Origin of the sequence: Limnobacter alexandrii (genome assembly GCF_005871185.1) — a bacterium.
Lineage (GTDB): Bacteria > Pseudomonadota > Gammaproteobacteria > Burkholderiales > Burkholderiaceae_B > Limnobacter > Limnobacter alexandrii.
Map to the genome: position 1 here is coordinate 138,392 of NZ_SWKN01000010.1, position 9,160 is coordinate 147,551.

General features: G+C 49.8%; 14 protein-coding genes. 10 read left to right on the forward strand and 4 right to left on the reverse strand.

What is annotated here, in order from left to right:
• Positions 1-23 precede the first annotated feature (23 nt).
• The 3 genes from FCS97_RS13735 to FCS97_RS13745 form a co-directional block, all read right to left on the reverse strand.
• Positions 24-461: a hypothetical protein gene (locus FCS97_RS13735; protein ID WP_138518999.1), complete on the reverse strand. Its 438-nt coding sequence runs from the start codon at positions 459-461 to the stop codon at positions 24-26.
• A 94-nt stretch (positions 462-555) separates the two neighbouring features.
• Positions 556-1,290: a hypothetical protein gene (locus tag FCS97_RS13740; RefSeq protein ID WP_138519000.1), complete on the reverse strand. Its 735-nt coding sequence runs from the start codon at positions 1,288-1,290 to the stop codon at positions 556-558.
• A gap of 8 nt (positions 1,291-1,298) precedes the next feature.
• A complete protein-coding gene (locus tag FCS97_RS13745) occupies positions 1,299-2,027 on the reverse strand; it encodes a LexA family transcriptional regulator (protein ID WP_138519001.1) in 729 nt (242 codons plus the stop codon).
• A gap of 345 nt (positions 2,028-2,372) precedes the next feature.
• On the opposite strand from FCS97_RS13745, the gene FCS97_RS13755 reads away from it, so the two are divergent.
• Together FCS97_RS13755 and FCS97_RS13760 are read left to right on the forward strand one after the other, a co-directional pair.
• On the forward strand, positions 2,373-2,684 hold the full coding sequence (locus FCS97_RS13755; protein WP_138519003.1) for a hypothetical protein: 312 nt from the start codon (positions 2,373-2,375) through the stop codon (positions 2,682-2,684).
• Positions 2,677-2,940, forward strand: coding sequence for a hypothetical protein (locus FCS97_RS13760; protein ID WP_138519004.1), 264 nt, complete (start codon positions 2,677-2,679; stop codon positions 2,938-2,940). The genes FCS97_RS13755 and FCS97_RS13760 overlap by 8 nt, the downstream gene beginning before the upstream one ends.
• A 128-nt stretch (positions 2,941-3,068) precedes the next feature.
• Here the strand turns inward: FCS97_RS13760 and FCS97_RS13765 are convergent, their stop codons facing one another.
• Positions 3,069-3,332, reverse strand: coding sequence for a hypothetical protein (locus tag FCS97_RS13765; protein ID WP_138519005.1), 264 nt, complete (start codon positions 3,330-3,332; stop codon positions 3,069-3,071).
• 135 nt (positions 3,333-3,467) lie between these two features.
• Between FCS97_RS13765 and FCS97_RS13770 the strand changes: the two genes are divergently transcribed.
• From FCS97_RS13770 to FCS97_RS13805, 8 genes are all read left to right on the forward strand, one after another.
• Positions 3,468-3,740: a hypothetical protein gene (locus FCS97_RS13770; RefSeq protein ID WP_138519006.1), complete on the forward strand. Its 273-nt coding sequence runs from the start codon at positions 3,468-3,470 to the stop codon at positions 3,738-3,740.
• Positions 3,741-3,767: 27 nt separating this feature from the next.
• On the forward strand, positions 3,768-4,304 hold the full coding sequence (locus tag FCS97_RS13775) for a phage regulatory CII family protein (RefSeq protein ID WP_138519007.1): 537 nt from the start codon (positions 3,768-3,770) through the stop codon (positions 4,302-4,304).
• A 3-nt stretch (positions 4,305-4,307) separates the two neighbouring features.
• A complete protein-coding gene (locus FCS97_RS13780) occupies positions 4,308-4,559 on the forward strand; it encodes a hypothetical protein (RefSeq protein WP_138519008.1) in 252 nt (83 codons plus the stop codon).
• Positions 4,556-5,635 carry a hypothetical protein gene (locus tag FCS97_RS13785; RefSeq protein ID WP_138519009.1) on the forward strand — a complete coding sequence of 360 codons (1,080 nt, stop codon included), beginning with the start codon at positions 4,556-4,558 and terminating at the stop codon, positions 5,633-5,635. The genes FCS97_RS13780 and FCS97_RS13785 overlap by 4 nt, the downstream gene beginning before the upstream one ends.
• Before the next feature lie 356 nt (positions 5,636-5,991).
• Positions 5,992-6,408: an antiterminator Q family protein gene (locus FCS97_RS13790; protein ID WP_138519010.1), complete on the forward strand. Its 417-nt coding sequence runs from the start codon at positions 5,992-5,994 to the stop codon at positions 6,406-6,408.
• Positions 6,409-6,626: 218 nt separating this feature from the next.
• Positions 6,627-6,848 (forward strand): HNH endonuclease signature motif containing protein, encoded by a 222-nt coding sequence (locus tag FCS97_RS13795; protein WP_246066388.1) that lies wholly within the window; start codon positions 6,627-6,629, stop codon positions 6,846-6,848.
• Between the two features lie 114 nt (positions 6,849-6,962).
• Positions 6,963-7,466 (forward strand): phage terminase small subunit P27 family, encoded by a 504-nt coding sequence (locus FCS97_RS13800; protein WP_138519012.1) that lies wholly within the window; start codon positions 6,963-6,965, stop codon positions 7,464-7,466.
• Positions 7,423-9,138 carry a terminase large subunit gene (locus FCS97_RS13805; protein WP_138519013.1) on the forward strand — a complete coding sequence of 572 codons (1,716 nt, stop codon included), beginning with the start codon at positions 7,423-7,425 and terminating at the stop codon, positions 9,136-9,138. The genes FCS97_RS13800 and FCS97_RS13805 overlap by 44 nt, the downstream gene beginning before the upstream one ends.
• The last annotated feature ends 22 nt before the right edge of the window (positions 9,139-9,160 follow it).

The window sequence follows — 9,160 nt, forward strand, 5'->3', positions numbered from 1 at the left end:
AATCACGGTGACTCTCTTGATCTTCATGCAGCCACCTTCTCGGGGTAGAGGGTGGGCTTCAGTTCTTCAAACTTCGCCAGTACGGCCAAGCGTTCATGCGACCTTGTGTGCCTTGGCCCAACAATTCCGCTGCGTTCATTGGCTACAGCCCAAGCCGTTTTCTGTTCGTCGCTCATCAAGTTGAGCGTCATTTGAATCAGCTTGTGGCAGTGCTTCAGGTGCCGGATGGTGTCGCGTAGGTAAATGCGGCGCATGGCTTCCATGCGGTTGATCGCTTCCTGGCGGCGAAATGAATACCCGATGGTTCCGTCTGCTGGCATTTCGTGCACGCACTGCTCGGCCAAGCGCTGGCGCTGCTGCACTGTGAGCGTACGAATGCCGTTGGTTGCAATGGTGTTGGCTGCCTTCAGTTCTGCAAAGGCGCAGTCTGAAAGCCAGTTTTTAAGTTGGTTTGAAGGCATCGATGTCTCACATGCGTTGATGTGAGACAGATTATTAGGCATGCCTTACTTTAAAGTCAATAGGTAAGCCTAATATTTTAGTTTTGTCAAAAGATTAATCGAGATTGATCTTTTTCCAATTTTTTTGCAAATAGAGCATGTCAGCTAAGGCATGCGCTGCGTCATCGCTGATATGCGTTGTTTCAGAGTATTTGCCACTTAGTCTTACCACTTTCTTATCGGGGTTTTTTGAAATGCAGGTAGCCAATTCCCTAGCTTTGCCGCTAAGGGGAACGTCAATCGATTCATAAACACTACCTCTGCCGACGTCTCGGTATGCGTCCTTGTAAGGTAAAGAAAGTACAAAAGTTTTCTCTCCGCATCTAGCGTGAATTTCTTTAAAAAAAATCCAGCTTTCGCCGGTATATCCTGTGCTGAGATAAAACTTAGGTTTTCCGTTTACTGTTTCAAGTTTGATTTCAAGGGCATAGAAAAGGCTTGGCACATCTTTGTGTCTGTAGAATTTTGAATCTGTAATTGGATCTTGGTAGTAAAGCTCTAGGCTATTTTTGGACGGTGCAGGTCTAACATTGGCAACTGGATTTAATATGCTTTCGATGCTACTTCCTTGCAGAAGCAAATTGGCGATGTTGGCAGCTTTCCCGCCCTCTTCAGTTCCAGGGTACCTATCTCTGACAAGCATTGCCTGAGCGGTTATTGCATCTCGACTGTGCACATTCGTGCTAGAAAGCATGCTTTGTAATTTTTTAAAATCTTCGGAAGCACTTTGAGCCAAAGCTGCATTTATCCAAAAAGCGAATCCAATAAAAACAAGTGTTTTTTTCAACATGAAGTCCTCTAAAGTGCTCGACCGTTCCACGCCCATACCACCCGACCGTGCACGGTAACCTCGTGATTCCCATTAAGCACGTCTACGGTTTTAACTGTTGGATTATCGCTGCTGACTTCAAAGCTGCCATCCATTCGTTGTCGCACTCTTTTAATAAAAAGCCGCTCATGTGCACTCAGTACATAGACCCCGTCAATGTCTATTTTGGATTTTGAAACATCAACTAAAAGCAAATCGCCATCTAAAAAAGTTGGCTGCATGCTGTCCCCAGCTCCAGTGATTACTCTTAGGTTGTCTGGCCTGGCCTTTACGTTGCGCTCTAACCAATATCGACTCACTGGTAGGACATCGATTATCTGATCGCCATCGTAATTTAATGGCTCACCGCCCCCCATGGACGGCATCGCTGCGAGAACCGGTATTTCTATTTTTCCCGAATGCTCGGCACAGCTAGCCTTAATAAGGTTTTGTGTTAGATCTTGGTGTACGTGGTTGATTGGATCAATATGTTCAGTGCCCAGCCGCATTGGGCCTCTTCCGGTTGCCAGCCAATCAGGCGTCACATTTAAAAATCGTGCAGCTTTTATCAAGTTGCTGGCTTCAATGGTTTTAGTTTTGCCAGAAAACCAGTCATTTACCGATGGCGTGCTAATACCTACGGCGTCAGCTATTGATTTTTTTGTTTTCCTTGGAGGGCCAAGCCTGGCTTGTTCCAAACGCTCTGCTAGTGATTTCATTAGGTAATCCTAACGTATGTAGGATTAGGTATGCCCTTGACATAAATGATAGGCATGCCTAATATTTGTGGGTGTTCAAATATTGAAATCATCAAATGAGCCCAGACAAAATTATTGATGAACTAGGTGGAACGACCGTAGTAGCCAGTTTTTTTGGAATTCGTCCACCCTCTGTTTCTGAGTGGAGATCGAACGGCATCCCAAAAGACCGGCTCATCTGTCTGGCTGCGATGTGTGAAAGCAAGGGCATTTCATCTCGAAAGGAGTTGTTTCCTAACGAGTGGCATTTAATTTGGCCAGAGTTGAAAAATGTCGCCATGGATCCACCGGAAAGGAGTTCCTCACTTGTCTAGTCAAGCCTTGATTTCGATTTTTAGCCCGGCCAAGTCCGCATTTGTTATCGAGCCTGATGGAACCGCCAGCATGGGCCTGTGGTTCTGGTTGCGTTGCGACCTGCACTGCGTGTGGGTTCAATTGGTTACCGATTTCACATCCAGCGGGCAGCCAATTGGCTACGCAAAACTCATCAACACCGGCGAGGTCGAGAACGGCTTGTTTGCCTACTGGCTGTCCGCCGTGGTGCCCAATTTGCCCGAGGGAGAAAGTCTCAGCTCCGCAAAAGAGTTCATCAACATTCAAGGGGTAGGGCATGGCTGATTTAGATCTGAAGCTAAAGCCGCAGTTGGATGAAGAGGCGGTTATTTCGACTCTCAAAGAGCTGACGCGACTTTTCGAGTTGTTTCCCGAAGAAAAAATTGAGTTTCGAAAAAGATTCAACTGCATTTCTGACGTGATGGTCATGGCTGAGCCGGAAATGCAGGGTGATTCAGTCCTTTCATATCGAATCCAGGTTAATCCAGAAATCGAAGCTCTCATCAAGACCCTCCAGAAAAAAGAGGCTAAGCATGGCTAAGCGATACGCAGAAAGGTTTGTTCCAGCGCTTGAGCCAACAATTAAATGTTTGAAAAAGCCAACCCAATCTGATTTGGAATTCCGCTCAAGGATTGATTTGATGAATTCTAGGCTACGAGAACAAGGGCTTAAGTATCGTGATTCCCATCTTGAGCTCCAGCGTTCAATGTGTCGATTAATGCGCGAAGAGAGGCAGCGTAATCGGCCTTGGAATCGTCTTCTTCGATGGATTCGAGGTGTATTTGTAGCCCGGCAATGACAGCGTTTAACCGAGGAACCTGCATAGCTATGAAGGTCGTCAGTACTTGTAAAGCCGATACCTGGGCGAGCAGCCGAATGTTCTGCTTTTCCATTAAATCTAACAAGGCTAAATATTTTTCTGAATCGTTCACAGGTAGCTCCTTGTGTGCATTGAGGGGTGTGGTGTTCCCAGTGTGCCATGGAGTTACCGCCTTTTTTAAGTTTTGCATGGGCTCAGTTTGGCTCAAGCACTTTTGAATGTCAGCTTCAAACCAAGGGAGATATTGATGTCAGATCAAGTTCCAAATAATCAAAGCAGAAAACGAAAGGAAATAACTTTCACTGAGCTTCAGCAGGAATTTAATTTCCTGAAAATCAGACAAGCCTTGCTTGAGCAATGTGCCGCGCTTACACGCCAAATTGAACAACTTGAGCTTATCCGCAATGACCCCAATCAGTTGGCGCAGTTTATTAAACAGGAATCAAAACCAAGCGATCGAGAAATTTTGCTTTCGATTGATTCTTCTTTGAAGAAGTTGGTGTTGATGCATCGCGTTTAAGTTTTTTTAAGTTTTGGAGGGGAGTAAATGAATATCGACGATGTAAACCATGGCTTGTCGGTTCGCGATGCGGCTTACCACACGGTTCACGATTACCCAGGCGGTGCCATGGCCTTGGGTATTCGCATGGGCGTAAATGGCATGACATTGAGCCACCAGGTGAACCCAAACAATGTGGGAAAGTTTCACTTAAGCATTGAAAAGGCCACTGACATACAGGCTTTATCGCAAGATTATCGAATTCTTCACAGCATGGCCCGTGAACTTGGCCATGTGGCTATCAAGGTTGACCAGGCTGAAGAAGAAAACGTACTGGCCAGCATTGCAGATACGGTTAAAGAGTTTTCTGGATACCTTACTTCGGTATCAGACGCTGTGGCTGACAGCCGGGTAACCGATAACGAACTTCGTGAAATCGATGAGCACTTGTGTGAAATGGTGCAGCAGGCCAACCAATTGCGCGCTGTTGTCGCTCACATGAACGATCAGCTAAAGCAGCGGGTTGTTGACCTTCACGGCAAAGGAAAAGCTATTACCGCCAAAATCCGCAAGGGCAGGGGATAACCCATGGCTCGCCCGCTTTCAGATCACGCAAAAAAGTTGATTGACTACCTTGATGCCAAACCGGCCACCTTGGCAGCAGCTGCACGTGATTTGGGCATTGAATATAAGGCTGCTGACAAACTGATTAATCGTTTGAGATATGCCGAGCGGGTTTTGGTTTTAAAGAAAGAACGTTTTGCTCATTGCCGCAAGCCAGTTGCCTTGTATGCCACACCGCAGTGGTGGGAGCGCAATAAGGACAAGGAGGCTGCATGAGCGATGCTGTTGATCGCGAAGCGCAAGCGCAGCTGGTGCAGCAAATTAAAGCGTTGCCCGACAATGACCGGCGCGAGGCCCTTGAAGAGTTTGAAGAAATCTACGGGCGTTCCCGCGCTGAAAGCCTGCGCAAGGAAATTGAAACACAGATCGCCGTCGATGCTGGCCGCTTGGTGGGGTGGGATGGTGAACAGTTCACCAACCTGTCCCCTGAAAAGCTGGCTGCATGGAAGCGTGCATACCCTGGTGTTGCCATTGATAGGGAAGTAGCCAAAGCCACAGCCTATTTGCAGGCCAATCCTGGTGCAGTTAAAAGCCGGTATGAACGGTTTATGACCAACTGGCTGAATAAGGAATTGAGCCGCTCTGTGCGCACCAGGCGTAGGGAAGGAAAGGTGAGCATGTCGCAACTGCACATCATGTTTTTGCAGCAACACGACGCCACACGCATATGCCCAGCCAATGAACTGATTGAGCACCTAAAGCGCAGCCCTGTGGGAATGCGCTACGTGGTCGACTGGTTGTTCGACCGGATGATCAACATATGGGGCTCTGCATTCTCATCGAAGTGGGCCGGCCTTGATGTTGCTCAAATGAAAAACGAGTGGTGCAGCGACCTGCACAAGTTAACCATTGATGAGATTAAAACGGGTGCAAGGCGCATTAAGGAGGAATGCACATTCCCAGTGTCCCGCCCCGAATTCATCCAGTTGTGCCGACCCACTCAAAGCATTGAAACCACATTCATGCAGTGCGCAAGCCTTGCAGCCAGGCACCTGCATGACCATGCAACGCCATGGCCCGGTGCTGTGGAGTACTGGACAGCACAGCGCTTTGGCATGGCCGCACTGGCTCAATCCACCTGGGTTGCTGCCAAGGCGCAATTCACAGGTATTTATCACGATTGCCTTACCCAGCAAGAGGAGGGCGTTCTGCCCGCTTTGCCGCCAGCTGTACCGCGCATAGTTGGCCCTGCTGAGAAGGTGCGTACTGATGCAGGCAGCGCCGCCCTGGCGCATGCACGAGCCTTGCTGAAAGGCAAGGGAATGCAGCAAAGCCATGGAGGCCGTATGTAAGCCGCAGCCAAACCGCCTGCTGGCTTTACGGGCTCGACACATTTTTCCAGCGGGTGTACGCACTAAAAAGAGCGCAAGGTGCAAGCGTGGGGGCGAAGGTCCAGAGCGCGCGCGGGGAGGGTTTTGCCTCCAAAAGTCTGGACCAGTAATGGAGCCAACACGCTGCCATTACCCGCAAATCGACCGACCGACTGACGGGCAAACGATTTTTTAAGCGGCACGCCTGAACCTGCAACTTGCCGTGCGGGTTTGGGGGAGCTATGCCGCTTTACTCCCTCACTTCCATCGAGGCAAATGGTTTTAAACCAAGCAGGTGATTAAACGAATTATTTAAGAAAACAGAAGGGGGAGAAATTTTGCGGGCGAACCACTTTGATGAAAAGCTGAAGAACTGGGGCGAATGGATGCGCAAGGGCAAGGAAGGCGGGCTGGGCTTTCGCAACAGTCAACTGGCCGGGTTGATGGGCCGAAGTGAGCGGGCCGAGGCAGGCTGCATTATTCCGATTGACGATGTAGATGCCAGCCGTATCGATGATGCTGTGCGGTCGCTACCCATTGAGCTTCAGCGCATAGCCATGGCCTGGTATGTAGAGGGCTTAAGTATTCGTCAGTGCGCAAAAAAGCTGAGCTGCAGCACCACCACTGTGCCTGTACGGGTTGATGACTTGTGCCGTGGCGTTGAAGTTTGGTGGTCCAATATGCGGGCAAGAAAAGAAAGTTTTTCCCGCGATGGGAAAAAAAGAGTTTCGGCGATTAATACACTTTGTGATTAAATCAGCTATGCTTCGCGAAAGCTTTGTCTCCTCCTCCTTGAAGTTGTTTTCGCAAGCTGAAGCAAAGTGTTGAAAACCCCGTAAAGCCTAGCTCTGCGGGGTTTTCTTTTTTGGAATCGGTTATGCATGAAGAAAGAAAGTCAGCCGCAGCGCGAGGTTATGGCAGGGCTTGGCAAAAGTATCGGCTCACCTTTCTTCGAGAGCATCCACTGTGCCAAATGCACCTGGCAATTGGTGGCGTTGTACAGGCCACAGTTGTTGACCACATTATTCCTCACAAGGGTAATCAATCGCTGTTTTGGGATCCAAAGAATCATCAGGCGGTTTGCAAACCATGCCATGACAGGCACAAGCAGCGGCTTGAAAAGTCGGGCGTTTTGGTTGGGTGCGATGAAAGTGGGTTGCCGTTTGATCCCGGCCATCATTGGAACAAGCAGTAGGCAGGGGGGGCGGGTTCAATCTCTAAGACCTCTCGGCTGTAGACCGATCCCGAACCTTTATTTGCACAACCGCGAAATGAATAGGGGGTACCCCCTCAGGAATTGGAGAAGGATATGGCAGGTAGACCACCCAAGCCATCCGCATTGAAACTTGTGGAAGGTAATCGCGGCAAGCGCGCCACCACCAAGCAAGAACCCGATCCAGATTATCTGTTTGACCTCACCGCGCCGCAATGGCTGCCTGCCCGTGCCAAGTTGGTGTGGGAAGAAGTGGCGCCGCAACTTTCGCGCGCAAAACTATTGACCGAGGTTGATGTCCAGGCGCTGGCCATGGGCTGCGTGGCGATTGCGCAGTATCGGGCAGCGGTGGCCAAAACAGGCGAAGACTTGATCAAGTCGAAAGTTGAACTGAACGATGAAGGCAAAGAAGTGGTTGTTGGAGAACACATCAACCCGTGGGCATTGATTCAATCAATGACATTTAAGCAAGCCATGGTGATTTTTCAGCAGTTTGGAATGTCCCCAGCTGCGCGCACTCGAATCGCGGTGAACCCGCAAGGCAGTTTATTCCCGAATGACAACTCGCAAAGCAAAGCAGGCAAGTACTTCCAGACGTGATCCTGCGTCCGCCTTTGCCCAAAAAGTTGTTGCTGGAAAAATTGTTGCTGGTCCCCATGTTCGCGCAGCGTGCAGTCGCCACCTGAAAGACCTTGATACAGGCCACCTCCGTGGGCTGAAGTTTGATACGGATTCTGCAAGCAGGGCGATTGGCTTTTTTGCTGATGTGCTGCGATTAAATGGGGGCGAGTACGAAGGCAAGCCTTACGAATTGCTTGACTGGCAGTGCTTCATTGTTGGCTCGCTGTTTGGTTGGATGGGCCCCGATGGCTACCGTCGATTTCGCGTTGCTTACGTTGAAACTGCTAAGGGTTCAGGTAAATCGCCACTGGCTGCTGGCATAGGCTTGTATGGGTTAATGGCCGATGGTGAGGCGGGCGCTGAAATTTATGCAGCGGCGACCAAAAAAGACCAGGCCATGGTTTTGTTTCGCGATGCCGTGGCCATGGTTGATCATTCGCCGGAGCTGTCTGCTCGAATCACAAAATCGGGCACTGGTCTGAATGTTTGGAATTTGGCCTGGCTGCAGACACGTAGTTTTTTTAAGCCGATAGCGTCTGATGATGGTCAGTCTGGGCCGCGCCCACACATTTCGCTTTTGGATGAATTGCATGAGCACAAGGATGCTTATGTCATTGAAATGCTGAAGGCTGGGCAGAAAAGCCGAAGGCAGGCTTTGCAGCTCGCGATCACAAACAGCGGTACCAACAAGCAAACAGTGTGTTGGGATTATCACGAGTACGGTGCCAAGGTTAGCGCCGGTAGCCTGCAAGACGATACGTTTTTTGCATTCATCTGCTCGCTGGATGAAGGCGACGATCCATTTAAAGACGAGAAGTGCTGGTACAAGGCCAACCCGAGTTTGAGGTTTGGTTTACCAGGCCTGAGGTACTTGCGCGAGCAGGTTTCGCAGGCGCGTGGCATGCCCAGCAAGGAAAGCATTGTTCGAAGACTTAACTTTTGCCAGTGGGTAGAGGCTTCATCGCCGTGGATAAGTGGCGATGTTTGGTTTGCCTGTAAAGACAGCGACTTTGATGTAGAAAGCCTGCGTGGCCGCAAGTGCTACGGCGGGCTGGATTTGTCCAGCACCCAAGATTTAACCGCCTTGGTACTGCATTTTGAACCAACAGAAAATGACCCGCGCTGGCGGCAATTGGAGTGGTTTTGGCTGCCAGGTGATGGCTTGCATGAAAAGGGTGACAAAGATCGCGTGCCTTATACCCGCTGGAGGCAAGAGGGGCACCTTGAAGCGCTGCCTGGTAAGGCAATCAACAAACTTGCGGTGGCTCGAAGAGCCGCTGAAATTGCTTCTATCTATGACTTGAAAGCCTTGGCTTTTGACCGTTGGCGAATTGAAGACTTTGTCATGATTTGCGAGCAGGAAGGCATTGATTTGCCTTTGCAGCCCTTCGGCCAGGGTTTTAAAGACATGGCCCCGGCTGTGGATGAATACGAGCGTCGCTTGATTGGTGGTGAGTTGGCACATAGGGGTAATCCGGTTATGACCTGGTGCGCGGCCAATGCTGTTGTGATGAGCGACCCAGCCGGAAATAGAAAAGTTGCAAAGGAAAAGGCAACTGGCCGTTGCGACGGAATTGTCGCGGGAATTATGGCTGCAGGGGTTTCCATTACAGCCCAACAGGATTCGGAAGTTTCGTTCTGGGATAGCTGATCAACTCACCCCGCTCCAGGCG